The sequence below is a fragment of the Streptosporangium saharense genome (genome assembly GCF_014203715.1).
Taxonomy (GTDB): Bacteria; Actinomycetota; Actinomycetes; order Streptosporangiales; family Streptosporangiaceae; genus Streptosporangium; species Streptosporangium saharense.
The window spans coordinates 1,462,724-1,489,488 of the sequence record NZ_JACHJP010000001.1 but is presented as its reverse complement, the minus strand read 5'-3'; the positions used below and the strand labels follow the sequence as shown (position 1 = coordinate 1,489,488).

Genomic DNA, 26,765 nt, shown 5'->3' with positions numbered 1-26,765 from the left:
GCCGAAAGCGCACGGTGACGGCGCGGCTCACCTGCCGGGTTCCGGGTCTCGGGGCAGGCCGAGCATCCGCTCACCGATGATGTTCAGTTGGACCTCGGTGGTACCACCGTAGATCGTCATGGCACGGGTGGCCAGGATGGCGCGGTTCCAGTAACCGGCGTCGCCGAGCGTGAGGTCGGCGGCGACCACGGCGGTCGTGCCCAGCAGGCCGACCGCGCACTCGGCGACGTGCTGGGCGTGCGAGGTGGACAGCAGCTTGCGGACCGAGCCGTCGGCGCCCGGTTCTGCGCCGCTCAACTGCCGCAGCGTCACCCGCAGGCCAAGCGCGTCGATCGAGTGTCCCTCGCAGAGCACGGCGGCAAGGTCCTGGCGTTCGACGGCGGTGAGGTCGCGGCCGAGCCTTCCCACGAGCCCGAGCAGGTCGCGGATCGAGGCGCCGGTGCCGCCCGACCCCGAGGAGAGCAGGATCCGCTCGTTGGACAGGGTGTTGCGGGCCACCCGCCAGCCGTCACCGACCTGGCCCACGACCAGCTCGTCGGGGACGAACACGTCGTCGAGGAAGACCTGGTTGAACAGGCTCTCCCCGGTCATCTCGGTCAGCGGCCTGACCGTGACGCCCGGCGCCTTCATGTCCACCAGGAAGTAGGTGATGCCCTCGTGCTTGGAGCCGGTCGAGGAGGTGCGGGCGAGACAGATGGCCCACTCGGCGAGGTGCGCGATCGAGGTCCAGACCTTCTGCCCGTTGAGCCGCCAGCCCCCTTCGACCCGTTCCGCCCTGGTCTGGAGGGAGGCCAGGTCGGAGCCCGCGCCCGGCTCGGAGAACAGTTGGCACCAGATCATCTCCCCGCTGAGCGTGCGGGGCAGGAAGCGTTCCTGCTGCTCGGGGGTGCCGTAGGCGACCATCGACGGCACGACCCACGCCCCGATGATCATCTGGGGTGGTTTGACCCGGGCCGCCCGAAGCTCCTGGTGCATGAGCACCTGTTCGAGGGGGGTGGCCTCGCGCCCCCACGGCCTCGGCAGGTGCGGCATGACGTAACCGGCCTCGGCCAGCGCCCGCCGCTGCTCCCTGCCTTCGAGGCGGGCGAACCCGGCGACCTCGGCGCGGACGCGCTCGCGGAGTCCCGCGGCCTCCTCGGGCAGGTCGAGCTCCATCTTGGGGCGCACGCCGTCCAGCGCCAGCGTGGCGACCGTGTCGGCCCACCCGGCGGAGGGCCCGAGCAGCGCGCGCAGGCTCAGCGCGCGCCGGTAGTAGAGGTGGGCGTCGTGCTCGTAGGTGTAGCCGATGCCGCCGAAGATCTGGATCGCGTCCCTGGCACACCCGACAGCCGCGTCAGGCGCCACCACCCCCGCGACCGCAGCCGCGTAAACCGCCTCCCAACCGTCCTCTTCCACGGCCTGTACGGCGACGCCCACTTCTGCGCTTCGCGCAACGGCCTCCCCCGAGGTCCCCGTGGCGGCATTCTCCACGGCCTGTACGGCGACGCCCACCCCGGCCGTGTTCTCCCCAGCCGTGTTCCCTCCGGCTGCGTTCTCTCCAACCGCGTTCTCTCCGGCTGCGCGGGCGGCGCGGACGGCGTCCCACACGGTCGCGCGGGCCTGTTCGAGCGCGACGAGCATCCTGGCCGCCTTGTGCTTGACCCCCTGGAACTGCCCGATGGGACGGCCGAACTGCACACGTCCCCTGGCGTACTCGGCGGCGGCCCGCACGCACCAGGAGGCCACGCCCGCGGCCTCGGCGCCGAGCAGGATCGCGGCCAGGTCGCGGACGCGCTCGGACCGCAGGCCGTCCAGGACCCGCCCCGGCGGCACCGCGACCGCCCCGGCCTCGATCCTGGCCACGCCCCGGGTGAGGTCCAGCGCCCTGACCTGCGTCACGGTCACCGTCGAGGCGTCGAGGGCGACCCACACCGACCCTTCGTCCGTGGCGGCCGGGAGCACCAGGATGTCGGCGAGTCCGCCGCCCAGGACCGGTTCGACGACGCCGCCGACGGTCAGCGTGCCGTCCTCCTCACGGGTGCCCGTCAGGGAACCGGTCAGCGCTACGGCGCCGGTCAGCGTGCCGTCGGCGAGCCCGGGAAGCAGGTCGGCGCGTGCCTTGCCGTCCGAGGCCAGGATCGCCGCGCTCGCCAGGACGGTCGGCAGGAAGGGGCCGGGGGCGACCCGCTCCCCCAGGGCCTCGACGACGACAACCGTCTCCAGCAGGCCGTATCCACTGCCGCCGTACTCCTCGGGCAGATGGAGACCGAGAAGTCCCTGCGCGGCGAGGCTCGCCCAGAAGCCGGGGACGGTCTCCTCCTCGGCCTGTACGGCTGCCCGCAGGATCTCGGGGGAGATGTTCCGGGTCGCCCAGCCGGTCACCGACTCGCGAAGCGCCCGGTGCTCCTCCCCCAACCCGATCGCCATGACAGAGCCTCCAGACACGGTTCAGTGACAGAACCAGATTCTAGAATGTGTTTCCGTCACAGCGCCCGAGCACTTGCCACCAATGGTGCGATATCCGCCCAGAGCGCCTTACGGGTGTCCGGAACGGTGATGAAGAGCATGGCCGGTTTGCGGCGGCCGATGTCCAGCAGCGTGAGCGCCGCCTGCGAGGTGTGCCGCTTGCCCTTCACGGTGTAGGTCACCCGGTAGCCGAGCGTCCAGCCCTTGCCCGTCGCCGGTTTCTGCGACGCCGTCCAGGCCACCTTGGCCCCGGCCGGGTAGTGGTTGGCGATCGTCCACTTCACCGCGCCCGCCGCGGCCCTGCGGAACTCGGCGTCGGTCTTCAGGTCGGCCTGCGGGGAGGCACCGGGAAGCAGGCCGGAGACGATCATCGTGCCCGGCTGCCGGGCCGTACCGACCTGCTGGCCCGCGGAGAAGGAGGCGACGTCGGCCGTCTGCCACGGCTTGCCCAGCTTGGCGTAGGTGATCGCCGCCCTGCTGTCGGTGACCGCGCCGAGCACCGGGCTCGGCGTGCCGGGCAGCGCCCGCAGGGTCGTCGCCGCGGGCAGGCCGGGAAGGGTGATCGCCGTCGGAGACGGCGAGGGCGGGACCGTGACGCCGGTCCCGCTGCCCGACTGGTCGATCCTGGCGGGCCGGTCGCCGGAGAACGCCACGAAGATCAGGAAGACCGCCAGGGCGGTGACGAGCGCGGCGCCGACGCTGTAGACGAACCGGATGGGGATGTCCCCGATCCGCGTCAGCAGGCCGTCCCCGCGCGTCTTCTTCCGGGGCGCGAAGGGCGCGGGAGGCGGCCCCGGCACCAGACGCGCCTCGGGCCTCTCCACGGGAACGGGCGTCCAGACGGGCTTCGAGGGAGAGCTCTCCTCCGCCTTCCTCGCGGTGGCCTCCCAGGCCCAGATGCCGGACAGCCCACCGGGGGCGGTGTCCGCCTTCTCCGGCTCCTCGGGGGCGCGTTCCCTCTCGTCCTGTTCGAGGCCGGGGAAGCCCGCCATGGGGAAGAGCCAGACGGACTCCTGCTCCTCGCCCGGTTTCCCGGGCTCGGGCTCCTTGGCCGGTTCGGGTCTGGGGACCAGCACGGTCTCCTCGCCGTCGCCGATGGGGAACCGGCGCGGCACCCGGGGGTTGATCAGCGAGCCGTCCTCCGCGCGGACGGCGGGGATGGGCGCCGTGGGCGCGTCATAGGACGGGATGTATCCATCATGAGGGCGCCCGGAGGAGTCGCCACCAACGTCCGCCATGACCGCCAGGCTATGTCACCTCGCCTGATGGGCGAAACGCATCCCATCACGCTTCGGCCACGAGGCGCCCCCAGGAGGGCGCGCCGCCGTACCCGGCAAGAGCATCTTCCGCGCTGAGCTGGGAAGATACTCCCGCATGCAGGGATGGAGTTCACGGGCCGCGCTGTCGGTCGCCGTCGTCATGACGCTCGCGGGGTGCGGTCAGAGCGCGAGACCACCGGGGCTGGGCGCCGAGCCCTCACAGCCGGGCACCACGGCCACCACGCCGCCCCCGCCCTCGGCGGACTCGTCCGCCGGTGCTCCCGTGGGCCCGCCACCGGGCGCCTCCCCTGTCGGTCCCGAGGGCCTGGAGTCCAAGTACGAACAGGTCATCGCCACGGTGCTGCCGTCCATCGTGCAGATCACCACGAAGAACGGCCTTGGCTCCGGCGTCATCTACGACACCCAGGGACACATCATCACCAACGCCCACGTCATCGGGCGTTCGACGAGCTTCGAGGTGACGCTGGCCAGCGGCGGCAAACCTCGCGCCGCGCGGCTCGTCAAGGCCTACGCCCTGGGCGACCTGGCCGTGATCAAGGTGGACGACCCGACGGGGCTGCGGCCCGCCAGGTTCGGCGACTCACGCAAGCTCCGGGTCGGGCAGCTGGTCCTGGCCATGGGCAACCCCCTCGGCCTGTCCGGCAGCGTCACCAACGGCATCGTCTCCGCGCTTGGCCGTACGGTCAGCGAACCGCAGGAGGAGGGCGGACCGGGGGCGACGATCACCGGAGCCATCCAGACCTCCGCCGCGATCAACCCCGGCAACAGCGGCGGCGCCCTGGTGAACCTCTCCAACGAGGTCATCGGGATCCCGACCCTGACGGCCGTCAACCCGGAGCTAGGGGGCGGGCAGGCCCCCGGTATCGGGTTTGCGATCCCCTCGAACACCGCGACCGACATCGCCAACCAGATCATCAGGTACGGCAAGGTCTCCAACACCCACAGGGCGGCCCTCGGGATCACCGTGCAGACGGTGATCGGCTCCGACGGCAGACCGGCGGGCGTCGGCGTCGTACGGGTCGCCCCCGACGGCAGCGGCGGGAAGGCGGGCATCAGGCGCGGCGACGTGATCCTGTCGATCAACGGCACCCCCACCAAGGACACCCAGGCGCTGGCCGAGGTCATGGCGAGCCTCAACCCCGGCGACCACGCCCAGATCCAGCTCCTGCGCGCCGACGCCTCCAGGGCGACGGTCACCGTGACGCTCGGCCAGCTCCCGGGCGACTGACGGGCCTCACCCGCCCAGGATCGCGTTGAGCCTGCCGTACTCCCGGGCGCCCTCAAGAGCCGTGTAGGTGCCCGAGGCGAGCACCTCCCTGGCCGCCTCGCGCACGAGGGCGTAGGCCGCCTCCGCGATCGAGGAGCCCAGGCTGACCCGGGCGACGCCCAGCGCGCCCAGCTCGGCGACCGTGGGAGCCCCGGGCCCAGCCAGGATGTTCAACGGCACCGCGACGGCCCCGGCGAGCGCGGCGACGGTCTCGGGATCGACGACCCCGGGCACGAAGACGCCGCTGGCCCCGGCCGCGAGGTAGGCCGTGGCGCGCTCGACGGCCGTCTCGAACCGCTCCTTGGGCGTCTCGCCGACCCCGCGCAGGTAGACGTCGACCCGCGCGTTGACGAAGAGGGGAATCCCGGCCTCGTCGGCCGCCTGCCTGGCCGCGGCGAGCCGTTCGCACTGCTCCTCGACGGGACGCAGCGGCGTGCCCCCGTCGCGCAGCGCGTCCTCGATGTTGACCCCCACGGCACCGGCCGCGATCACGCGCCTGACCGTCTCGGCGACCCCCTCGGCGTCGGCCGCGAAGCCGCTCTCGATGTCGGCCGTGACGGGCAGCTCGACGGCCGCGGCGATCCTGGCGATCAGGTCGATCGCCTGGTCACGGTCGAGCCGGTCGCCGTCGGGGGCGCCGAGGCTCCACGCCACCCCGGCGCTGGTCGTCGCGACCGCCCCGGCCCCGCTCTCCTCGACAAGACGCGCGCTGGCGACGTCCCAGGCGTTGGCCAGCACCAACGGCCCACCACCCTGATGCAACGAGTGGAACAGCTCTGCTTTCTCACGAAGACTCGTCATGGGAAGCAGTAAACCAGTTCGGATCCTCCCCCGGAGGGGAAAACCCGTTCGATTCTCGTCGTACGGCCAGGCCGGGAAAAACGCCGAGGGCGGTCACACGGACGTGAGTCCGCATGACCGCCCTCAGACGGTGTGTTCCGCGCTCCCAGGCACGGAACGGGGGTGGAGGTGGCGGGAATCGAACCCGCGTCCTTCAACTCCAAGGCAGGGCTTCTCCGAGTGCAGCCTGTTCTGCTTTTCTCAGCCCCGGCGATCACACAGGCAAGACGCCGACGGGCTCAGCCACTGTTTGATTTCCCGATCTTCCCCGTGGCCGGGTCGAACGGTTGAGCCTCCTAGCGATGCCGGATCCGGGCCGGAGGCGCTCCCGGGCCGGCAGAAGTCACTCGCTGCTTAGGCGGCGAGTGCCAGGCGAGCCTGGCTGACTTCGGAGTGCGTCTTATTGGCACTTGTTGGTCGCGGTCACAGTGTTAACGAGGTTATGTCCGCAGTCCTCGACTCGCTTCCCCTGACTTGCAAAGCCAAAGTCGAAACCAGTCACCCCCCTGTTGAGTTGTCAACCCGGCCCTGGGGACCGGGAATCTGAAGATACCCGGTACAACACCGGTAACGCCAACTCGATTCCCGGTGAACGGAGGGCCCCGGGAACGCGGCGTGATCGCGCACGTCCCCGGGGTGACCGGCAGGGTCTGACCGGCCGTGACGGCCGGGACCTCCCCCGAGACGAGGCCCCGGTCCCGTCGAGGTGACCGGGTCCGCAACCCCCCAAGCGGTGCCCGGTCATCTGGGAAGACGCAGACCGGGCCCTCGATGGTTGCTCAGGGTGAGGAGAAAATCTCAGAACGTCATGTTCCGGCGTTCAGCTTCTGGAAGAAACGGCCCGCGACGGCCGCCCCCGCCGTCGAGTCGGCGCTCTCCATGAGCACGGCGACCGCGATGTCCCCCTGCCAGCCGACGAACCACGCGAGCGGCTTGCGGTTCTGCGTGGCGGCGGCGGTGAGCCCGTGGACCGGGGCACCCGGCGCCGTGGCCGAGCGGGCGGAGCCCGCGACCACCCCGGAGCGCATGAGCGTGCGGAGCGTGGCGACCGCCTTGTCGTCGATCTTGATCGGGCTCGGCGGCTTCGGCGGCTCCGCCTCGGCCGCGGGGTCCGGGCTCTTCGGGTCGGTGACCAGGGTCGGCGGCCGCCAGGTGCCCGAGGCGGCCGCCCCGGCGACCAGGGCCATGGACAGCGGGCTGACCAGCACGTTCTGCCCGGCGATGGCCTTGGCGGTCGCGGCGTCGGTGCGCAGGGGGCCGATCGAGCCGCTGAAGGACTTCAGCGGCAGCGTCCACGGCGACTCGATGCCGAACCTGGTGGCGCTCGCCGTCAGCTCGGTGCCGTCGATCCTGCGGGCCAGCGCGGTCAGCGCGGTCACGCAGCCGCTGGCGAAGTCGCCCAGCAGGCTTGGCGCCGTACCTCCGGGAGGGTCGGCCTGGCGGAAGCGGGCACCGCCGACGCTGCGCTCCACGGGGCAGGCCAGGCGCTGCTTGGTGCTGATGCCCGCCTTGAGCAGCCCCTCGACCGTCATGATCGAGAACGTGGTGCCCGCGGGGAACTTGCCCGCCAGGGCGTCCTTCTCCTGGTTGTACTCCTTGGTGCTGCCGACCGCGCGGATCTCACCGGTCGAGGCCTGGACCGCGACCAGCATGCCGGGGGTGGTGCCGAAGAGCGCGGTGTCGGCCGCCTTCTGGGCCGGGCCGTCGAGCGTGGTGCGCACCGGCGAGGTCGAACGGCTCGGCCGCCACTTGCGCAGCTCGGCCACCTGCTGGTTCGTCTTCAGGTCGACCGTGATGACCCGCGTCTCCGTCGAGCCGGTCAGGTGCTCCTGGTATGCCTTCTGCAGCCCGGTCCTGCCGACGGTGTCTCCCGCCCGCTGCGGGCCGCCGAGCTGCTGCTCGGTCTCCGGGGTCACCGCGGTGACGGTGCCGACGATCTGGGCGGGCGAGTCGGGGGCGACCGGCTGCTTCTGCGGCGAGACGACGATGCCGGGGATGGCGGCCAGCTTGTCGCTGATCTGGGCGTACTTGGCGCGTCCGAAGGTCACCAGTGGCACCTGGACGTTGGGCCTGGCCGACCTGATGCGGCTCAGCAGGCGGTCCTGGGGGAAGCCGGTGATCTTCGACAGCTGCTCGCAGACCGCGACCGGGTCCTTCAGCGTCGCCGGGACGACGTTCGCCACGTACAGCGTCGCCTCCTGCTGGAGGGGGTCGCCGTTGCGGTCGAGGATCGGCTTGCGCCCCTCGGGGATGACGTCGACCGCGAAGCGCTGCCCCTCGTGCAGGTCGGGGTGGAGCACGCTTGGCGACCAGTGCACCTTCCAGCGGCCGTCGACCAGGTGCAGGGGGAGCTTGCCGGTGTACTGCCATAGGGGGTTGTTCTCCCCCAGGTCGACCTCGGCGTCGAAGTCGGCCTCCGTCTCGTCTCCCGCGCGGCGCACGGCCTTGACCCGGAAGCGGAAGGACGCGGCGTCAAGCTGGATCTTGGCGTCCTCCAGGGCCTTGCTGACCGTCCGCTCGTCCCCGTCGGTGCGCCTGGCCGCCGCGACGTAGTCGCCCGTCTGCCAGCCGACCAGGAAGTCGCGCACCGCCTCGTGGGCCGAGGGCTCCTCAAGGCAGGCCGACAGCATGGGGACCGTCGCCGCCAGCGTCAGTGCCGCGGCGACGGTCCGCCGAGCCTTCCCCGTCACAATTACCTGTTCCTGTGCCTGAGAGCGCGAGCCATCTCACGCTTGGCCTGGTTCTCCGCGAGGGTCTGCCGCTTGTCCCAGTCCTTCTTGCCCTTGGCGAGACCCAGCTCGACCTTGGCCTTGCCGTCCTTGAAGTAGATCGCGAGCGGCACCAGCGTCAGGCCGCCCTCCTTGGTCTTCGCGACCAGCTTGTCGATCTCCTTGCGGTGGAGCAGAAGCTTCCGGGTGCGACGCGCCGCGTGGTTGGTCCACGTCCCCATGGTGTATTCGGGGATGTGGACGTTGATCAGCCAAGCCTCACCGTCCTTGAGCACGGCGTATCCGTCGATCAGGGAGGCCCTGCCCAGACGGAGCGACTTGACCTCGGTGCCCTGGAGCACGAGACCAGCCTCGTAGGTGTCCTCGATGTGGTAGTCGTGCCAGGCACGCTTGTTCTGGGCGATGACCTTCCGCCCGGTCTCACGTGGCATGCCCCCGAGCCTACCGGGGACCGGGACGGCCGACCGCGTCCCGCGTGGGGAGCGCGCCCCGTGGACGCGCTCCCCGGGGCTCACACCCGCAGGTAGCGGCGGAGCGTGACGAACGAGGCGAGCACACAGATGAGCACGCCGATGACCATCGTGAGGCTGATCGTCGAGGCGACGGTCTCCCACGTGAGCGGGCTGGTGTTGGCCAGGTAGAGCTGCACGCCGTCGAAGAGGAAGACCTTGCTGACGATCAGCATCACCGCGGCGACCACACCGCCTATCAGGCCCGCGATGACCCCTTCCATGACGAAGGGGAGCTGGATGTACAGGTTCGAGGCGCCGACGAGCCGCATGATGCCCGTCTCACGTCTGCGGTTGTACGCGGACAGGCGAACCGTGTTGCCGATCAGCAGGGTGGCCGCGAACACCAGGACGATGGCCACGACCAGCGCCGCCCAGCGCAACCTCTCCAGCAGCCCGAAGAACTTGTCCAGGATCTCCTGCTGGTTGACCACGTAGGAGACGCCGCTGGCCCCCTTGAGGGACTCGATGACGGCCGGGTAGTCGCCGGGGTTCTTGAGCTTCACCCTGAACGACTCGGGCATGTCAGACACCTGCAGCACCGAAAGCAACACGTTGTTGTCTTTGTACTGCTCGCGGAAGTTGGCGTAGGCCTTGGCCGCGTTCTCGAACTCCACCCGCTCGACCTGGGGCATGGACTCGATCTGCGCCTTGAGGGCGGCCTGCTCCTGAGGGTTGACGCCCCCGCTGCCCTTGCACTGCGGGAAGGCGTCGTTCTTCTTGCACAGGAAGACGGAGATCTCGACCTTGCCCACCCAGAAGTCCCTCATGGTGGAGATCTGGGAGTTGATCATCAGGCCGACGCCCAGCAACGCCATGCCGATCGCCACGGTCACGATGACGGCGATCGTCATCGTGAGGTTACGGCGGAGGCCGATCCAGACCTCGGAGAAGATGAAGTTTGCCCGCATGCTCTTCCTGTCGCTTCGCTTCCTTGAGGTCCTGGGTCAGTACGCCTGGCCGTACACGCCACGCGACTGGTCACGGACGATCTTGCCGTCCTCCAGTTCCACTACGCGCTTGCGCATGGAGTCGACGATGGCGGCGTCGTGCGTCGCCATGACGACGGTCGTACCGGTCCTGTTGATCCGGTCGAGCACCTTCATGATGCCGATGCTCGTCGCGGGGTCGATGTTTCCCGTCGGCTCGTCGGCCAGCAGGATCATCGGGCGGTTGACGAAGGCACGGGCCATCGCGACCCGCTGCTGCTCACCACCGGAGAGCTCGTCGGGCATCCGGTGCGCCTTGCCCTCAAGGCCGACCAGCTCGACGACCTCGGGCACGACCTTGCGGATGAACCGGCGTGGCTTGCCGATGACCTCCAGGGCGAACGCGACATTCTCGTAGACGTTCTTGTTCGGCAGCAGCCGGAAGTCCTGGAAGACGCAGCCGATACGGCGGCGCAGGTGGGGGATCTTGAAGTTCGACAGTCGGGCGAGGTCCTTGCCGGCCACGTGGATCGCCCCCGAGTCGGGGCGCTCCTCCTTCAGGACCAGGCGGAGGAAGGTCGACTTCCCGGACCCCGAGGGGCCGACGAGGAACACGAACTCGCCCTTGTCGACATCGACGCTGACGTGGTCCAACGCGGGCCGCTTCTGGTTCGCGTAGACCTTGGTGACATTATCAAAATGGATCACGGGCGCATCACGGCATGCCAGTCTAGGGGTTAGGACAGTCGCGGTGGTGGCAGAGGTTCACTTCCGCCTCTCGCCGGCCGGGGGGCGCCGGTCTTTACTATCGATCGACGTTCCGGTTGGCCGGAGCCCAGTCTAGGGGGAAGACTGGCATGGAACGTCCATAACGGAAACAAAACGATTCGGCGCCCGGTAACGACCACATAAAGTAGTTCTGACCTAGGAGACGGAGGCTCTCATGAGCTGTGAAGACCTCGTCTGCGCCCGGTGCGCCCATCCCGTCGCGGAGGGCCGCTGTCCCCAGTGCCGCGCGTATCGCGACCGCATGCACCAGCACGGCTTCGGCGGGCTGACCCCCACCATGATCGCGCTGCTGCTGCTCGCGCTGTTCTTCCTCACCGTGGCCCTGAGGCACCTGGCCGGACTCTGACGGCCCGCTGACCAGCGGGCCGTCACGGGGGTTCCTATCCCTCGGCGCCGGACTCCTGGCGGCGGGTCCAGCGGATCTCCGCCTCGATGAACTCGTCGAGGTCACCGTCGAGCACCGCGCTCGGGTTGCCCGCCTCCGTGCCCGTCCGCAGGTCCTTGACGATCTGGTACGGGTGCAGCACGTAGTTACGGATCTGCGTGCCCCACGAGGTGGTCGTCTCGCCCCTGATCTCGTTGAGCGCCGCGACCTCCTCCTGCCGCTTGCGCTCAAGCAGCTTGGACTGCAGGACCGCCATCGCGGTCGCCTTGTTCTGCAGCTGGGAGCGCTCGTTCTGGCAGGAGACCACGATGCCGGTCGGCAGGTGGGTCAGGCGGACCGCCGAGTCGGTGGTGTTGACGCCCTGGCCACCGGGACCGGAGGAGCGGTAGACATCGACCCGCAGGTCGTCCTCGTTGATGTCGATGTGGTCGGTCGTCTCGACCACCGGAACCACGTCGACCCCGGCGAAGGAGGTCTGGCGGCGGCCCTGGTTGTCGAACGGGCTGATCCGCACCAGGCGGTGGGTGCCGTGCTCGCCGCGCAGCGTGCCGTACGCGTAGGGGGCCTTGACCGTGAAGGTGGCCGACTTGATGCCCGCCTCCTCGGCGTAGGAGGTCTCGTAGACCTCCGTCGGGTAGCCCTTGCGCTCGGCCCAGCGGATGTACATCCGCAGGAGCATCTGGGCCCAGTCGGCCGCGTCCACGCCACCCGCCTGGGAGTTGATCGTGACGACCGCCTCACGGGCGTCGTACTCGCCCGACAGCAGGGTGCGCACCTCAAGGGCACCGACGTCGCTCCTGAGGGAGGCCAGCTCGCGGTCGGCCTCCTCGCGGGTGTCGTCGTCCTCCTCGTCGGCGGCCAGCTCGTACAGGACGGACAGGTCGTCGAGGCGCTGGGCCAGCGACTCGATCCTGTTGACCTCACCCTGCAGGTAGGAGAGCTTGCTGGTGACCTTCTGGGCCCGTTCCTGGTCGTTCCACAGGTCGGGCGCCGCGGCCTGCTCCTCGAGCTCCTCGATCTGCTTGCGTATCGCGCCGAGGTCGAGCACGTCCTGGATGTTCTTCAGCGTGCCGATGAGCTCGTTGATCTCTTCTACCGGATCGATGAGTGCCACGTCTGTAAAGGGTACGCGACCGGCGCACCCCGTTGTGTACGGCCGGGCCCGCGCCATGGCTAGCATGGGCGCCGGAGGGACCGTGAGGAGGCGACGTGCGGGGACGTGCGCGACGAGGGCTGCTCGTGCCCGCCATGACCCTGACGACGGTCCTGGTGGCCGTGGCGGCGGCCACGGTGACGGCCTGCTCCGACCGGGGCGGCGGCACGCCGGAGCAGGGGACACGCGCGGCCGGACTCACGGCGAGCCCGGCCCCGGCCGTGTTGCAGGAGCCTCCCGTGACGCTGACCGAGGCGGAGAGGGCGCTGTCGGGCGCGCTCGGCGCGCAGGCGGTGCTGGAGAGCGCGACGCCACACCTGGAGGCCGACCGTAGAAACCTCCTCGCGCAGACCCGTGACTCGCAGGAGGCGCTCACCATGGCCGCCTTCAACAGCACGCCGGGGCCGCTGCCGCACTACACCTGGGGCAAGCCCGAGCTGCTGGTGCCCAGGGTCCAGTGGGACCCCTTCTGGTTCGCCGCGGTCGTCGAGCGCGAGGACAGCAAGGGTGAGAAACGCTCGGCCGTTCTCGTCATGACCAAGTACGGCGAGCACGAGTGGTATCTCAGCTCGACCTCCCTGCTCGACCCGGAGGAACGGGTCCCCGAGATCGCCAAGGACGCGGGGGGCTACGCGACCGAGCTGGACGACGACGACCCGACCACCGCGATCAGCCCCCGGCTCATGGCGCCGCTGCACGCGACCTCCGCCGAGGAGGGCAGCGCGGGCTTCGCGGCTGGCCTGATCGAGAAGGGACCGCACACCACGGGCTACGCCGAGGAGATCGCGGGCAAGCGGCCGAAGTACAAGGGCGACTGTCTCGGCTACGACTCGATCTTCGGCGCGAGCAACTACCCGGTCCACGCGCTGCGCACCGCGGACGGGGGCGCCATGGTCATGTACTCGCTGATCAGGACCACGACCGTGACGGCCAAGATCGAGCCGTGCGCCGACATCAGGGTGCCGCCGAACGCCGAGCGGCTGGCCTCGGCGACCGGGGCGCGCAAGGAGCTGCGCACGGTCGAGACGCAGCAGTACGTGAGCACGGTCCCCGCCAAGACCGGCAGGGGTCCCGCCCGGGTGATCGGCTACCTGGGCGGGGTCACCAAGGTCTCCGCCAACTGACACGTCCTGTACGGCCAGGCCGTACAGGACGTGCGAGGTGTCTCTCAGGCCTCGCCGAGCGGCAGGCTCGTCGAGGCGACCAGCGTGCGGATGGCGCGCAGCGCGACCGACAGCGTCGCGAGGTCGAAGTTGTCGCTCTCCCAGATCTCCGACAGCGTCTGCCGCGCCCTGGCGACGGCGGCCGAGTTGGCCTCCGTCCAGCGTGCCAGGCGCTCCTCGGGGGTCAGTCCCGGCGTGCTGTGGGCCAGGACGTCACGGGTGAGCGAGGCGTGCGCGGCGTAGAGGTCGTCGCGGAGGGCGGCCCGCGCCATGGAGTTCCAGCGGCTGTCACGCGGCAGCGCGATCACGCGCTCGCGCAGCCTGGACAGCTGGAGCCGGTCGGCCAGGTCGAAGTAGACCTCGGCGACCTCGTTGACCGGGCGGCTCGCCTGGGCGGCCACCTCGACCAGGTCGAAGGTCGAGTAGGCCGGGACCATGGAGGCGACCCGCTCGGCCAGCTCGGCGGGCACTCCCCTGGCGACGAAGGAGTCGCGGCGCTCCTCGAAGCCCGCCAGGTCGGAGCCGGTGAGCAGCTTGGGCAGGTGGGGCAGCAGGCCGTTCATGCCCTTGGCGAAGAAGGTCACCGTCGAGGCCAGGTCGAGCGGCGCCCGCCGGTTGCCGAGCAGCCAGCGGGTGCCGCGCTCGGTCAGCTTGCGGGACTCCAGGAGCATGGCGATCTGGGTGGAGGTGTCCACCTTGTTGTCCAGCTCCTCGACCTGGCGCCAGAAGCTGGGCAGGTCGAAGACCTCGCGGGTGACCAGGTAGGCGCGGGCGATGTCCGGCGCCGAGGCGCCGCTCTCCTCGCCGAGGCGGAACATGAAGGTGGTGCCGCCCGAGTTGACCAGGTCGTTCACCACGCCGGTCGTGATGATCTCCCTGCGCAGCGGGTGGGTGTCCATGTGGTCGCGCATGCGCCCGCGCAGCGCCGAGGGGAAGTAGGACACCAGCCAGGACGCGAGGTAGGGGTCGTCGGGCAGGTCGGAGGCGAGGATCTCGGCGTCGGTGACCAGCTTGGTGTAGGCGAGCAGCACCGAGAACTCCGGCGCGGTCAGCCCGAGCCCGGCCTGGCGCCGCTCGGCCAGGGCCTTGTCCGAAGGCAGGAACTCCAGCTCCCGGTTGACCAGCCCGGCCCGTTCGAGCCTGCGCAGCTGCCGCGCGTGGATGTGCAGCATGTCCGACGCCTGGGCGCGGGCGGCGGCGAGCACCACGTTCTGGTTGTAGTTGTCCCGCAGGACCAGCTCGCCGACCTCGTCGGTCATGTCGAGGAAGAGTTCGTTGCGCTGCTTGTCGGTCAGCTCGCCGTCGCGGACGGCGCGGTCCAGCAGGATCTTGATGTTCACCTCGTGGTCGGAGGTGTCCACCCCGGCGGAGTTGTCGATGAAGTCGGTGTTGACGAGGCCGCCCTCGCGGGCGAACTCGATCCTGGCGAGCTGGGTGAAGCCCAGATTGCCGCCCTCGCCGACCACCTTGCAGCGCAGTTCGGCGCCGTTGACCCGCAGGCCGTCGTTGGCCTTGTCGCCGACCTCGGTGTGGGACTCGCTCGTCGCCTTGACGTAGGTGCCGATGCCGCCGTTCCACAGCAGGTCGACGGGGGCCCGCAGGATGGCGCTGATCAGGTCGTTCGGCGCCAGCGAGGTCACCCCGTCGGCGATGCCGAGCGCGGCGCGCGCCTGCGGGGAGAGCGGGATCGACTTGGCCGTGCGCGACCACACGCCGCCGCCCTGCCCGATGAGGGAGGGGTCGTAGTCGGCCCAGGAGCTGCGCGGCAGCGCGAAGAGCCTGGCCCGTTCTGCGTAGCTCCGCGCGGCGTCGGGGTCGGGGTCGATGAAGATGTGCCGGTGGTCGAAGGCCGCGACCAGCCTGATGTGCTGGGACAGCAGCATGCCGTTGCCGAAGACGTCGCCGGACATGTCGCCGATCCCGGCCACCGTGAAGTCGGTGGTCTGGATGTCGACGCCGGTGGTGCGGAAGTGGTACTTGACCGACTCCCAGGCGCCGCGGGCGGTGATGCCCATGGCCTTGTGGTCGTAGCCGATCGAGCCACCGGAGGCGAAGGCGTCCCCGAGCCAGAAGCCGTACTCCTTGGCCACCGCGTTGGCGATGTCGGAGAAGGTCGCGGTGCCCTTGTCGGCGGCGACCACGAGGTAGGTGTCGTCCCCGTCGTGCCTGACCACGTCGGCGGGCGGGGCGACCTCGCCGTCCACGAGGTTGTCGGTGACGTCCAGCAGGCCGGAGATGAACATCCGGTAGCAGGCCACGCCCTCGGCGAGCAGGTCCTCACGCGTGCCCGACCTCGGGGGGTTCTTCACCACGAAGCCGCCCTTGGAGCCGGTGGGGACGATGACGGTGTTCTTCACCATCTGCGCCTTCACCAGGCCCAGGACCTCGGTGCGGAAGTCCTCCCTGCGGTCCGACCAGCGCAGGCCGCCGCGCGCGACCTTGCCGAAGCGCAGGTGCACGCCCTCGACCCGCGGCGAGTAGACGAAGATCTCGAACTTCGGCCTCGGCAGCGGCAGCACGCTGATCGACGGCGAGTCGAGCTTCAGGCTGACGTACGGCTTGCGCACCCCGTCGACCGTCTGGAAGTAGTTCGTCCGCAGCGTGGCGTTGATCATCTCCAGATAGGCCCGCAGGATGCGGTCCTCGTCCAGGGAGGCCACGTCGTCGAGGGCGCCGAGGATCTCCTCGTTCAGCGCCTCGGTCAGGTCGGTGCGGACCTCGGCGTCGCGCCTGGGGTCGAGCCTGGCCTCGAACAGGCGCACCAGCAGGCGGGCGAGCCGTACGTTGCCCAGCAGCACCCGCTCGATGTAGTCCTGGCTGAAGGTGGTGCCCGCCTGGCGCAGGTACTTGGCGTAGACCCGCAGGATCTCGGCCTGCTCCCAGTTCAGCCCGGACGCCAGGACCAGGGCGTTGAAGCCGTCGCTCTCGACCCTGCCCCGCCACAGCGCGTCGAAGGCGTCCTGGAAGAGCCGCTTGAACTCGTCCCTGTCCACCTCGGGCGACAGGTCGTAGCGCAGGCCGAAGTCGTAGATCCAGGCGTCCTTGGTCGCCGGGTCACGGTCACGGTCGATCTCGTAGGGGCGCTCGTCGACCACCTCGACGCCGAGGCGCTGCAGCAGCGGCAGCACGTGCGACAGGGAGATGGGCGCGCCGATCCGGTAGAGCTTGAAGCGGCGCTCCCCCTCGGGGGCGTCGTAGGGCTCGTAGAGGTTCATCCCGATCTCGTCGGGCGAGTCGGCGAGCGCTTCGAGGCGGCGCAGGTCGGCGACGGCCGGGCGGGGCGGGAAGTCGGCCTTGTAGCCCTCGGGGAAGGCCGTGGAGTAGCGCCGGACGAGGTGGGGCGCCTCCTCCTCGGTGCTCAGCTCGGTGATCGCGGTGGCCAGGTCGTCGTCCCAGGAGCGGGTGGCGGCGGCCAGCCTGCCCTCAAGCTCCTCGACGTCGAGGTCGCGCGTGTTCAGCGGCCTGCCGCGCTCGCCGCGCACGACCACGTGCAGCCGGGCGAGGGCGGACTCGCCGATCATGGCGCTGTAGTCGCAGGAGGTGCCGCCGACCGCCCTGAGCAGGATGTCCTGCATCTTGATGCGGATCTGGGTGGTGTAACGGTCACGCGGGAGGTAGATCAGGAAGGAGATGTAGCGGCCGTAGTCGTCGGGCCGCAGGAAGACCTTGACCTGCTTGCGCTCGCGCAGCCTGAGCACGCCGAGCGCGATCGGCAGCAGCTGCTCGACCGAGGTCTGGAACAGCTCGTCCCTGGGGAAGGTCTCCAGGATCTCGATGAGGTCCTTGCCGTCGTGGCTGTCGGCGGCGAGCCCGGCCAGGTCGAGGACCTCGGCCAGCTTGCGGCGCAGCACCGGGATGCGCGAGATCGACTCGCTGTAGGCCACGTGGGTGAACAGGCCGAGGAAGCGGCGTTCGCCGACGACCTCCCCGGTGCCGTCGAAGAGCTTGACGCCGACGTAGTCGAGGTAGGCGGAACGGTACACGGTCGCCCTGGTGTTGGCCTTGGTGATGATCAGCATCTGCTGCTTCTCACGGGCCTTGGCGCGCAGCTCGGGCGGGAGCGCGGCGAAGCTCTCCGAGCCCGCCTTGTCGTGGCGCAGGATGCCCAGGCCGGTGCCGGGGACCTGGCGCAGGGTGTCGCCCTGCTCGTCCGCCTCAAGGCGGTACTCGCGGTAGCCGAGGAAGGTGAAGTGGCCGTCGGCCAGCCAGCGCATCAGCTCCAGGCTGTCCTCGACGCCCGCGAGGTCGAGCGGGGGCGGGTTGACCGAGACGTCCTCGGCGGTCTGCAGGGCCAGCGCCCGCATCTTGGTGAAGTCCTCGACGGCGTAGCGGACGTCCTGGAGGACCCGCTGCAGGTCGGCCTCAAGCTGCTTGAGCACGGCCGGGTCGGACTGCCGGTCGATCTCGAAGTGCATCCAGGACTCGGTGATCTCCTGTCCGGCGTCCTGGTCGCGGTCCCCGCCGAGCAGCTTGCCGGTCACGTCCCTGCGCACCCGCATCTGGGGGTGGACGACCAGGTGGGTGGTGATGCCGTGCCGGTCGAGCTCCATGGTGACGGAGTCGACCAGGAAGGGCATGTCGTCGGTCACCACCTCGACGACCGAGCGGCCGGGGTCCCAGCCGTGCTCCTCAAGGCTGGGGGTGTAGGCGCGCACCAGGGCCCGGCCCTGGGGGCGCTTGTCGGCGAGCTGACGCTGGGCCGTGGCCGGGCCGTACACGTCGACCGGGTTGCGGTCCAGCAGGTCTTCTGGCGCGACATGCCGGTAGTAGAGCCTGAGGAACTCGAGTGCCTCCTCGTCACTCCCGTGGTCGCCGCCGGGTGTGTGCGCGCAGGTCTCGGCGGCACTCCTCAGCAGCTCGTCCTTCGCCTCGTCGAGCGGCATGTCGCTCTCACTCCTTTGTGAGGGATTTTTCGTATTAGATGAGGGATCTGCGATCAATGTCGTAGTTCCCGAGCGGGGAGAAGTAATGCGGCACATGCCGCTTACCGGGAGAGACGCCCCGTCATGTCGCCTCTGCCCGGTCTTATGTGGATCCGTCACTCGACCACCGCGTGGTCGGCCCGCCATGGAGCGGGCTCACGGCGTGCCGGTCCCCGGCCGTGCGCGACGGGACGTGACCGCCCATCGCCCACCTCTCCGGATCCCCGTCCATCGGGCATGGCCCGTGGCACAACACCTCCAGCGGCCACCTGCCCCGGTCCCCGTTGACCCGAGCACACCGCCGCTCTGATACCACCCGAAAAGCCGTGAAACGTCAATGTGACGTACGGCCAACATCCGGCGAATTGGAGCGCTCCAGCCCGGGTGGGCCGAGGGCTTCCCGATCTTCGGGGGATCAGGGGCTCCCGCGAGGCCCGGGGTCTCCGCCACCTCGCCGGCCACACGAACCCGGACCAGCCGTATCCGATGGGTCATCAGTCTCCCACGGACGGCCGTACCGCGTCCCCGTCTCAGCCTTCCAGCCCAAGATTATGCTCCCCCGCCCCTCGGCCCCCTCGCCACGCCGACACCGCCCTCGCCTCCCATGCCTCCCATGCCGACAAAAGCCTCACCGGTCGCACCGTGATGTGAATGTAACCAACCAGACCGGGGACGCGGCCGTCTCATCGGGCAGACGACTCGGAACCCAACGGGGAGAACCAGCATGCAGCGCGCTCCGGACAGGCGGACGTTCCTTAGGCTTGGCGGTATGGCCGCGCTCAGCATCGGGGCAGCCTCCCCCGCCGCCGCGGAGTGGACGGCTCTCGGCCGGGGGCTCGACGGCACTCTCGTACGGCCCGGCGACGCTTCCTACGACGCCGCCCGCCGCCTGTTCAACACCGCCTTCGACGCGGTACGGCCCGCGGGCGTCGCCTACTGCGCCAACCCCTCAGACGTGGCCGAGTGCGTGACCTTCGCAAGGAAGGTGGGGGTGCCGCTGGCCGTACGGTCCGGTGGGCACTCCTACGCGGGCTGGTCCACCGGCACCGGCCTGGTCCTGGACGTCTCCCGGATGAGCAAGGTCTCCTACTCCGCGGGACGGGCGAGCGTCGGGGCGGGCGCCAAGCTGGTCGACGTCTACGACAGCCTCGCCAAGCACGGGGTGAGCATCCCGGCGGGGACCTGCCCCACGGTCGGGGTCAGCGGCCTGACGCTCGGCGGCGGGATCGGCGTGGTGTCCAGGAAGTACGGCCTGACGTGCGACGTCATGGAGTCCGTCCAGCTCGTCACGGCCGACGGGCGGCTGGTGACGAGCGACGCCAACCACGAGCCCGACCTCTACTGGGCGAGCCGGGGCGGGGGCGGCGGCAACCTCGGGGTGGCGGTCTCCTTCGGCTTCAGGACCCATCCGACCCGCGAGGTCACGGTCTTCTTCCTGCACTGGCCGTGGGCCAGGGCCGCCAAGGCGCTCAAGGCCTGGCAGTCGTGGTCGCGGGCCGTACCCGACGAGCTGTGGTCCACGATGCACCTGAGCAGCGACGGCGGGATGGACGTGCAGATCGGCGGCCTCCACCTGGGCGGCAGGGCCGAGTGCGAGCGGCTGCTCGACCGGCTGGGTGACGCGATCGGCCCGACCTCGTCCTCCTTCGTCAGGCAGACGTCCTACGGTCACGCGATGATGATCATGGGAGGCTGCTCGACGCTGACGGTCTCCCAGTGCCACAGGCCCGGCTCCCTGCCCGGCCAGACCCGCGACGGCAAACTGCCGCGTGACTCCTTCAGCGGCAGGTCGCACATGGCCTACGCCCCGCTGTCCGAGGCGGGGGCGAAGACCCTGGTGGCCCAGGTCGCCAAGCCCGGCAGCCACACCGTGCTGCTGGACGCCCTCGGCGGGGCCGTGGCCCGGGTGCGGCCGGACGCGACGGCCTTCCCGCACCGGGCGGCGCTCTACAGCGTCCAGTACTACGCCCACCGCGCGGGCGCGGCCTCCTGGACCGCGAACGCCCGCGCCGCGATGCGTCCCCACTACGGCGACCACGCCTACGTCAACTACGTCGATCCCGGGCTGACCGGCTGGCGCGCGGCCTACTACGGCGCCAACGCCACCAGGCTCGCCCGGGTCAAGGCCGCCTACGACCCCGGCCGTCTCTTCCGGCTGCCCCAGGGGTTCTGACCTGGGTGTCCCGGGACACCGACCCTCCCAATCCAGGACAAAGCACCGGTACGGTGTGCCAATGACGACGGCGCGCCTCGCGTGGTCCTGCTGCGCCCTGACGTCGCTGCTGGTCGTGGCGGCCGCCGTACTAGCCACGCGCAACGGGGTCGGGCCGCTCGGCCTCGGTCACCTGCTCTTCGTGGCCGCCTGCGCGCTCGCGGGCGGCCTGATCGGCTCGCGGCGTCCCGAGCACCCGGTCGGCAGGGCGCTGGCGCTGGGCGGCCTGTGCTTCGCGCTGATGGAGGCCTGCGGCCAGTACGCCATCCTCGGCCTGGTCAACGGGCTGCCGCTCGCCCAGGCCGCCGCCTGGCCGCAGACGTGGCTGTGGGTCCCGGCGAACCTGTCGATCACCCTGATCCCGATGATCTTCCCCGGTGGGACGCTGTCCTCCCCCGGGCTGCGGCGCCTGGTCCGCCTGACGCTCGCCGCCGCCGTACCGGTCATGATCCTCAGCGCGCTCAGGCCGGGCGAGAACGACCAGGTCGGCACGGACACCGGGGTGGTCAACCCGCTCGGGGTCTCGGCGCTCGCCGACCTGGCGCCCGTCGCGGAGACCGCGATGACGGCTCTCATGGCGGTGGTGTTCGTCGTCGGCGGCGCCGACCTGGTCCGCAGGGCGCTGCGCAGCTCCGGCGTCGAACGCCGCCAGATCATGTGGCTCACCTACGCGGTCGGGATCGAGATGGTGGTCGTCGCCGCCCGCCTGGCCGCCGGGCTGACCGACGCGGTCCCCGGGCGCATCTGGCCCGTTACCGACACCTTCTGGGAGCTCGGCTCGGCGACCACGGCGCTGCTCCCGGCCGCCGTCTGCGTCGCGATCCTGCGCCACCGGCTCTTCGACATCGACCTGGTGACCAACAGGACCCTGGTCTACGCGCTGCTGTCCGGCTGCGTGAGCGTCGGGTACGTGGCCATCGCGGGCTACCTGGGCGCGGTCTTCCCCAGCGGGGACCTACCGGTGTCCGTGCTGGCCGCCGGGCTCGTCGCGTTCGCCTTCGCGCCGCTGCGCAGACGGCTCCAGGGCTGGGTGAACCTGCTGATGTACGGCGAGCGGGACGACCCCTACGCGGCGCTCACCCGCCTTGGCAGGCGCCTGGAGAACAGCGGGGAGCCGGACGGCGTGCTGCCCGGGGTCGCCCGCGCGGTCGCCGAGGCGCTGCGGCTGCCGTACGCGGCGGTGGAGACCTCCGCGGGCACGCGACACGCCTTCGGCTCCCCCACGGGTGTTCCGGTACGGCTGCCGCTGACCCACAACGGTGAGCGGGCCGGTGACCTCGTCCTGTCGCCCAGGTCGGGAGAGAGCGGCTTCGGCCGTCGTGACCTGCGGGTGCTGACCGACCTGGCCAGGCAGGTCGCCATCGCGGCGCACGCCGCCCGCCTGACCGCCGACCTGCGGCGCTCGCGGGAGAGGCTCGTGATGGCCAGGGAGGAGGAGCGCCGCCGTCTCAGGCGCGACCTGCACGACGGGCTCGGGCCCACGCTGGCCGCGCTGACCATGCGGGCCGAGGCCGCGTGCGACCTGGTCGGGGACGTGCCCGCGCGGGGGTTGCTCGCCGAGATCGTCGCCGACGCCGAGGCCGCGGTCGCCGACGTGCGGACCCTGGTCGACGGCCTGCGCCCGCCCGCGCTCGACACCCTCGGCCTGCTCGGCGCCCTGCGTGCCCACGCCGTACGGCAGCCGCCCGGGCTGCGGGTCACCGTGCTGACCCCCGAAAGGCTCGGGCCGCTGCCCGCGGCGACGGAGGTGGCGGCCTACCGCATCGCGGCGGAGGCGCTGGCCAACGCGCGCAGGCACGCGGGGGCGAGCGGCGCGCGGCTGCGGGTCGAGGTGTCCGGAGGCACGCTCACCCTTGAGGTTGCCGACGACGGCGACGGGCTGCGGGCCGTACCCGACGAGAGAGCCGGGCTCGGGCTGGCGTCGATGCGGGAGCGGGCGCTCGAACTCGGCGGCACGTTCGCGGCCAAGGACCGTCCCGAGGGCGGGACCCTGGTCAGGGTCACGCTTCCCGCGCGTGAGGGAGGGGATCGCGATGATCCGTGTCCTGCTCGTTGACGACCACGCCGGGTTCCGCGCCGGGCTGCGCACGCTGCTGGCGACCGCGGAGGGGATCGAGGTCGCCGACGAGGTGTCCAGCGGGGAGCAGGCGCTGGCCGTGGTCGGGCGGCTGCAGCCGGACGTGGTGCTGATGGACCTGACGATGCCCGGTATGGGCGGGGTCGCGGCGACCGGGAAGCTCGTCCGCGACCACCCGCACATCCGGGTGGTCGTGCTCAGCATGTCGGACGACGACGACTCGGTGTTCGCCGCCATGCGGGCCGGGGCGCGCGGTTACGTGCTCAAAGGGGCGCGCAGGGCGGAACTGGTCAGGGCGGTGCAGGCCGCCGCCGACGGCGAGGCCATCTTCGGCCCCGCCATCGCGGCCAGGCTGGTCGGCTACTTCGCCGGGCGGGAAAGCGCGGAGCCCGCGCTGCCCGCGCTGACCCGGCGGGAGCGGGAGGTCCTCGCCCTGATGGCCGAGCGCCTGACGAACCCGCAGATCGCGGCCAGGCTCGGGCTGAGCCACAAGACCGTGCGCAACCACGTCTCCGCCGTCTTCACCAAGCTCAGGGTGAACGATCGGAGCGAGGCGATCACGCGGGCGAGGCAGGCGGGGCTGTGAGACCCGCGCGCCACGCGCCGTCCGAGGCCCGCAGCACGCGCAGCGCGATCCACCCGTAGGCGGCCAGGTGGAACAGCGCGCCGAGTGCCTGTACGGCGGGCGCCCGGTCCTGGGTCAGGAACGGCGTGAGCGTCCCGGCGAGCGCCGCGACCGGCACCCACCAGGGGACGATCCCGGCCCTGAGCAGGCCGACGAACAGGACGAACAGCCCGACGTGGGACAGGAAGCCCGGCAGCAGCATGCCGTACAGGAAACCCCACAGCTCGCCCGTGCGGGCCGTGACCAGCTCGGCCTGCGCGTCCGGCAGGGTCTGGGCCAGGGCCAGGTCGTAGAAGTCGGTGGTGAAGAGCGTGAGCGCGTGCCCGGTGCCGAGCAGTCCGAGCGCGGCGCCGACGTTCCCGGCCACCGGGGCGCCACGGCGGAGCAGGTGGGCCAGGGCGAGGACGACCGGGATGAGGCTGAGCGTCGCCCAGAGGAACAGCAGTCCGCTGACCTGGACGAGGTCGGGGTGCGCGCGGAAGACGGCGGGGGCGTGGGTGGCGGAGGGGGGCGAGGTCAGGAATGCGAGGAATTCGAGGACGGGCCAGGCGAGGAGGGCGATCCCGGCGACGATCCGCCGAAACGAGTCCGGATTTTTCAGCATTTGCACATCGAATCCGGGCGGCGTCCCGGGGCGTATGGGGTGTCTGTCCCGGGTTGCCGGGAGAAATCCCAGGCCACCCCGCGACCTGGAAAGGATGCCGGGCCGTACCACCCCGAACTGTGGCGCCGGTCCGATCGCCCGGGAAGGACTCCGTGCCCGGAAAACGACTGGACCCGTGTACGGCGGAGCCGACAGCATCGGGGGATGCGTAACTGGCCGCTCACCGGGCTGCGGGTGACCACTCCGCGCCTCGAACTCCGCATGCCCTCCCTCGACGACCTCGACCGGCTCGCCGACCGCGCCGCGGAGGGGGTCCACGACCCGGACGTCATGCCGTTCATCGTGCCCTGGAGCGAGGCCGAGCCGCAGGAGCGGGTCCTCAGGACCGTCCAGTACCACTTCACCCAGTGGGGCACCTGGACCCCGGAGGAGTGGGTCTGCGCGTTCGCCGTGATCTTCGAGGGGGAGGTCGTCGGCACCCAGGCGATCGCGGCCACCGAGTTCGCCGTCATCCGCGAGGTCACCAGCGGCTCCTGGCTGGGCAGGCGCTTCCACGGCAGGGGGATCGGCACCGAGATGCGCACCGCCGTACTGCACCTGGCCTTCGAGGGGCTCGGCGCCCGATATGCCGCCTCCGCCGCCTTCGCCGACAACCACGCCTCCGTTGCGGTCTCCCGCAAGCTCGGCTACCGCGACGACGGCATCCAGTTCCACAGCAGGCGGGGCGAGCCCGTGACGACCCTGCGGCTGCGGCTGGCCCGCGAGGACTGGGTCGCCAGGCCGGGGTTCGAGATCCACGGTCTCGAACCCTGCCTGCCGCTGTTCGGCGCGACCCCTACCCCTGCGCCTCCGGATCGGTGATCGGGACGAAGTGGGACAGGACCTCCGGGTTGGCCATGGCGTCGAGGTTGGCCGCCTTCTCCGGGGGGACGCCGAGGAGGATCTTGCGGATCGGGACCTCAAGCTTCTTGCCGCTGAGCGTGCGGGGGATGCCGGGCACCTCGACGATCTCGTTGGGCACGTGCCGGGGTGACAGTTCCTCCTTGATCGCCCTGCGCAGCCGCATGATCAGCGCGTCGGACAGCGGCGCCCCCTCGGCCATGGTGACGTAGAGCAGCAGCCGTCCCTCCTGGCCGAGCTGCCCGGTGTCGATCACGAGGCTGTCGGCGATCTCCCCGAAGCGCTCGACCACCCGGTAGAACTCGCTGGTCCCCATCCGCACGCCACCCCGGTTGAGCGTGGAGTCGGACCGGCCGTAGATCACGCATCCGCCGTCGGGGAGGATCTTGATCCAGTCGCCGTGCCGCCACACCCCGGGATAGTCGGTGAAGTAGCTCTCCCGGTATCTCGTCCCCTCGGGGTCGTTCCAGAACATGACGGGCATCGAGGGCATCGGCGCGGTCAGCACCAGCTCCCCCACCTCACCGATCACCGGCTCGCCGGACGGGTCGAAGGACTCGACCCTGGCCCCCAGGCACCGGCACGGGATGACCCCGGCCCGCACCGGCAGCAGCGGAACCGCCCCGACGAAGCCGGTGCACACGTCGGTGCCCCCGGAGAACGAACCGAGCTGGACCTCCGGCATCGTGTCGTGCACCCAGGCGAAACCCTCCGGGGGCAGCGGCGAGCCGGTCGAGCCGACCCCGCGCAGCGCCCCGAGCCCCTCCGGGCGCAGGTTCGTCTTCATGGAGGCGACGATGTACGGCGCGCCCGTGCCGAAGTAGGTGACGCCCTCCTCGGCGGCGAGCCGCCACAGCGCGTCCGTCCCCGGGTGGGTGGCAGAGCCGTCGTAGAGCACGATGGCCGAACCGACCAGCAGGCCGCCGACGAGGTAGTTCCACATCATCCAGCCGGTCGTGGTGTACCAGAAGAAGACGTCGCCCTCCCCCAGGTCCTGGTGGAAGGAGAGCGCCTTGAGGTGTTCGAGCACCACGCCGCCGTGCCCGTGCACGATCGGCTTGGGCAGTCCCGTGGTACCTGAGGAGTAGACGATCCACAGCGGATGGGCGAAGGGCACCGGCTCGAACTCAAGCGGCCCCTCGACGGCCCGCAACCTGTCCCATTCGACCGTACGGTGCCCACTGCGCTGGGTCTTCCCGGCCTCCTGGGGCGGCGCGCCGTACAGGGGCATCCGCACCCGGGCGGTCAGGGTCGGCAGTTTGGCCGCGATGTCCTCGACGACCTGGGAGCGGTCGAACCACCTGCCGTTGTAGGCGTAGCCGTCGATCGCGACCAGCACCTTCGGCTCGATCTGGGTGAAGCGGTCGATCACGCTCGACGCGCCGAAGTCCGGGGAGCACGAGGACCACACGGCCCCCAGGGAGGCCGTGGCGAGGAAGGCGACCAGCGTCTCGGGCACGTTCGGCGCGTAGGCGGCGACCCGGTCCCCGCGTCCCACGCCCAGCGCGACCAGCCCCGCGCGGACCCGCGCGACCTCCCCGGCCAGCTCGCCCAGCGTGAGCGTACGGCGCAGCCCCGACTCGTCGCGGAAGACCACCGCGGGCCGTCCCGGGTCGGTCGCCGCCCCGCGCAGCGCGTTGGCGGCGTAGTTCAGCGTCGATCCGGCGAACCACTCGGCCCCGGGCATCGTCCCCGACAGGACCGGCCCCGCGCCCCGCTCCCCGACGACGTCGAAGTAGTCCCACAGCGACGCCCAGAACTCGGCCGGTGAGTCGACCGACCACCGCCACAGATCCTGGTAGTCGCCGGACCTGCCGAGCCACTCCGCGTAACGGGTGACCTTGGCGTCCCGCACGGTCTGGGGGGTGGGTTCCCACAGGAGCGTACCTTCCTCAACCATGTCCCCATCCTCCCGACGGCCAACGGGAATGTCATC

The 26,765-nt window shown here is 70.7% G+C and carries 18 protein-coding genes and 1 other RNA gene; 7 read left to right on the top strand and 12 right to left on the bottom strand.

The window, feature by feature from the left end; translation table 11 throughout:
- Nucleotides 1–27: 27 nt before the first annotated feature.
- Together FHS44_RS07190 and FHS44_RS07185 are read right to left on the bottom strand one after the other, a co-directional pair.
- Nucleotides 28–2,406 carry an acyl-CoA dehydrogenase family protein gene (locus FHS44_RS07190; protein ID WP_184713056.1) on the bottom strand — a complete coding sequence of 793 codons (2,379 nt, stop codon included), beginning with the start codon at nt 2,404–2,406 and terminating at the stop codon, nt 28–30.
- A 56-nt stretch (nt 2,407–2,462) separates the two neighbouring features.
- Nucleotides 2,463–3,683, bottom strand: coding sequence for a hypothetical protein (locus FHS44_RS07185; RefSeq protein ID WP_184713055.1), 1,221 nt, complete (start codon nt 3,681–3,683; stop codon nt 2,463–2,465).
- Nucleotides 3,684–3,819: 136 nt separating this feature from the next.
- Here FHS44_RS07185 and FHS44_RS07180 point away from each other — a divergent pair, with 136 nt between their 5' ends.
- The gene (locus tag FHS44_RS07180; RefSeq protein WP_184713054.1) at nt 3,820–4,953 is read left to right on the top strand and encodes a S1C family serine protease; all 1,134 of its coding nucleotides are present in this window, start codon (nt 3,820–3,822) and stop codon (nt 4,951–4,953) included.
- Between the two features lie 6 nt (nt 4,954–4,959).
- Here the strand turns inward: FHS44_RS07180 and FHS44_RS07175 are convergent, their stop codons facing one another.
- The 6 genes from FHS44_RS07175 to ftsE form a co-directional block, all read right to left on the bottom strand.
- Nucleotides 4,960–5,793 (bottom strand): isocitrate lyase/PEP mutase family protein, encoded by an 834-nt coding sequence (locus FHS44_RS07175; protein WP_184713053.1) that lies wholly within the window; start codon nt 5,791–5,793, stop codon nt 4,960–4,962.
- 160 nt (nt 5,794–5,953) lie between these two features.
- Nucleotides 5,954–6,338, bottom strand: a transfer-messenger RNA (tmRNA) gene (gene ssrA, locus FHS44_RS07170).
- Between the two features lie 300 nt (nt 6,339–6,638).
- On the bottom strand, nt 6,639–8,522 hold the full coding sequence (locus FHS44_RS07165; RefSeq protein WP_184713052.1) for a penicillin-binding transpeptidase domain-containing protein: 1,884 nt from the start codon (nt 8,520–8,522) through the stop codon (nt 6,639–6,641).
- Nucleotides 8,523–8,524: 2 nt separating this feature from the next.
- Nucleotides 8,525–8,992 carry an SsrA-binding protein SmpB gene (gene smpB, locus FHS44_RS07160; protein WP_184713051.1) on the bottom strand — a complete coding sequence of 156 codons (468 nt, stop codon included), beginning with the start codon at nt 8,990–8,992 and terminating at the stop codon, nt 8,525–8,527.
- An 80-nt stretch (nt 8,993–9,072) separates the two neighbouring features.
- Entirely contained in the window at nt 9,073–9,981 is a 909-nt protein-coding gene (ftsX, locus tag FHS44_RS07155) for a permease-like cell division protein FtsX (RefSeq protein ID WP_184713050.1), read from the bottom strand.
- A 36-nt stretch (nt 9,982–10,017) separates the two neighbouring features.
- Nucleotides 10,018–10,707, bottom strand: a complete 690-nt coding sequence (gene ftsE, locus FHS44_RS07150) for a cell division ATP-binding protein FtsE (RefSeq protein WP_184713049.1) — start codon at nt 10,705–10,707, stop codon at nt 10,018–10,020.
- 235 nt (nt 10,708–10,942) lie between these two features.
- On the opposite strand from ftsE, the gene FHS44_RS07145 reads away from it, so the two are divergent.
- Nucleotides 10,943–11,134 (top strand): hypothetical protein, encoded by a 192-nt coding sequence (locus FHS44_RS07145; RefSeq protein ID WP_184713048.1) that lies wholly within the window; start codon nt 10,943–10,945, stop codon nt 11,132–11,134.
- Between the two features lie 34 nt (nt 11,135–11,168).
- Here FHS44_RS07145 and prfB read toward each other — a convergent pair whose 3' ends face one another.
- Nucleotides 11,169–12,287: a peptide chain release factor 2 gene (gene prfB / locus FHS44_RS07140; protein ID WP_184713047.1), complete on the bottom strand. Its 1,119-nt coding sequence runs from the start codon at nt 12,285–12,287 to the stop codon at nt 11,169–11,171.
- 95 nt (nt 12,288–12,382) lie between these two features.
- Here prfB and FHS44_RS07135 point away from each other — a divergent pair, with 95 nt between their 5' ends.
- The gene (locus FHS44_RS07135; RefSeq protein ID WP_184713046.1) at nt 12,383–13,450 is read left to right on the top strand and encodes a DUF8094 domain-containing protein; all 1,068 of its coding nucleotides are present in this window, start codon (nt 12,383–12,385) and stop codon (nt 13,448–13,450) included.
- 44 nt (nt 13,451–13,494) lie between these two features.
- Here the strand turns inward: FHS44_RS07135 and FHS44_RS07130 are convergent, their stop codons facing one another.
- Nucleotides 13,495–18,372 carry an NAD-glutamate dehydrogenase gene (locus FHS44_RS07130; protein WP_184713045.1) on the bottom strand — a complete coding sequence of 1,626 codons (4,878 nt, stop codon included), beginning with the start codon at nt 18,370–18,372 and terminating at the stop codon, nt 13,495–13,497.
- Between the two features lie 808 nt (nt 18,373–19,180).
- On the opposite strand from FHS44_RS07130, the gene FHS44_RS07125 reads away from it, so the two are divergent.
- The 3 genes from FHS44_RS07125 (at nt 19,181) to FHS44_RS07115 (ending at nt 23,286) form a co-directional block, all read left to right on the top strand.
- Entirely contained in the window at nt 19,181–20,584 is a 1,404-nt protein-coding gene (locus FHS44_RS07125; RefSeq protein ID WP_221460358.1) for an FAD-binding oxidoreductase, read from the top strand.
- A gap of 61 nt (nt 20,585–20,645) precedes the next feature.
- On the top strand, nt 20,646–22,679 hold the full coding sequence (locus FHS44_RS07120; protein ID WP_184713043.1) for a sensor histidine kinase: 2,034 nt from the start codon (nt 20,646–20,648) through the stop codon (nt 22,677–22,679).
- Nucleotides 22,657–23,286 carry a response regulator gene (locus FHS44_RS07115; protein WP_184713042.1) on the top strand — a complete coding sequence of 210 codons (630 nt, stop codon included), beginning with the start codon at nt 22,657–22,659 and terminating at the stop codon, nt 23,284–23,286. The genes FHS44_RS07120 and FHS44_RS07115 overlap by 23 nt, the downstream gene beginning before the upstream one ends.
- Here FHS44_RS07115 and FHS44_RS07110 read toward each other — a convergent pair.
- Nucleotides 23,258–23,929, bottom strand: a complete 672-nt coding sequence (locus tag FHS44_RS07110; RefSeq protein WP_184713041.1) for a hypothetical protein — start codon at nt 23,927–23,929, stop codon at nt 23,258–23,260. The two genes, FHS44_RS07115 and FHS44_RS07110, sit on opposite strands and share 29 nt — an antisense overlap.
- 204 nt (nt 23,930–24,133) lie before the next feature.
- Here FHS44_RS07110 and FHS44_RS07105 point away from each other — a divergent pair, with 204 nt between their 5' ends.
- The gene (locus tag FHS44_RS07105; RefSeq protein WP_184713040.1) at nt 24,134–24,790 is read left to right on the top strand and encodes a GNAT family N-acetyltransferase; all 657 of its coding nucleotides are present in this window, start codon (nt 24,134–24,136) and stop codon (nt 24,788–24,790) included.
- Here FHS44_RS07105 and FHS44_RS07100 read toward each other — a convergent pair.
- A complete protein-coding gene (locus FHS44_RS07100) occupies nt 24,765–26,729 on the bottom strand; it encodes an acetoacetate--CoA ligase (RefSeq protein ID WP_184713039.1) in 1,965 nt (654 codons plus the stop codon). The genes FHS44_RS07105 and FHS44_RS07100 overlap by 26 nt on opposite strands.
- Nucleotides 26,730–26,765: the final 36 nt, after the last annotated feature.

Coding starts and splice junctions, on each gene's coding strand:
- FHS44_RS07190 (WP_184713056.1), bottom strand. CDS start 2,406: ATGGCGATCGGGTTGGGGGAGGAGCACCGGGCGCTTCGCGAGTCGGTG.
- FHS44_RS07185 (WP_184713055.1), bottom strand. CDS start 3,683: ATGGCGGACGTTGGTGGCGACTCCTCCGGGCGCCCTCATGATGGATAC.
- FHS44_RS07180 (WP_184713054.1), top strand. CDS start 3,820: ATGCAGGGATGGAGTTCACGGGCCGCGCTGTCGGTCGCCGTCGTCATG.
- FHS44_RS07175 (WP_184713053.1), bottom strand. CDS start 5,793: ATGACGAGTCTTCGTGAGAAAGCAGAGCTGTTCCACTCGTTGCATCAG.
- smpB (WP_184713051.1), bottom strand. CDS start 8,992: ATGCCACGTGAGACCGGGCGGAAGGTCATCGCCCAGAACAAGCGTGCC.
- ftsX (WP_184713050.1), bottom strand. CDS start 9,981: ATGCGGGCAAACTTCATCTTCTCCGAGGTCTGGATCGGCCTCCGCCGT.
- FHS44_RS07145 (WP_184713048.1), top strand. CDS start 10,943: ATGAGCTGTGAAGACCTCGTCTGCGCCCGGTGCGCCCATCCCGTCGCG.
- FHS44_RS07130 (WP_184713045.1), bottom strand. CDS start 18,372: ATGCCGCTCGACGAGGCGAAGGACGAGCTGCTGAGGAGTGCCGCCGAG.
- FHS44_RS07125 (WP_221460358.1), top strand. CDS start 19,181: ATGGCCGCGCTCAGCATCGGGGCAGCCTCCCCCGCCGCCGCGGAGTGG.
- FHS44_RS07120 (WP_184713043.1), top strand. CDS start 20,646: ATGACGACGGCGCGCCTCGCGTGGTCCTGCTGCGCCCTGACGTCGCTG.
- FHS44_RS07115 (WP_184713042.1), top strand. CDS start 22,657: ATGATCCGTGTCCTGCTCGTTGACGACCACGCCGGGTTCCGCGCCGGG.
- FHS44_RS07110 (WP_184713041.1), bottom strand. CDS start 23,929: ATGCTGAAAAATCCGGACTCGTTTCGGCGGATCGTCGCCGGGATCGCC.
- FHS44_RS07105 (WP_184713040.1), top strand. CDS start 24,134: ATGCGTAACTGGCCGCTCACCGGGCTGCGGGTGACCACTCCGCGCCTC.
- FHS44_RS07100 (WP_184713039.1), bottom strand. CDS start 26,729: ATGGTTGAGGAAGGTACGCTCCTGTGGGAACCCACCCCCCAGACCGTG.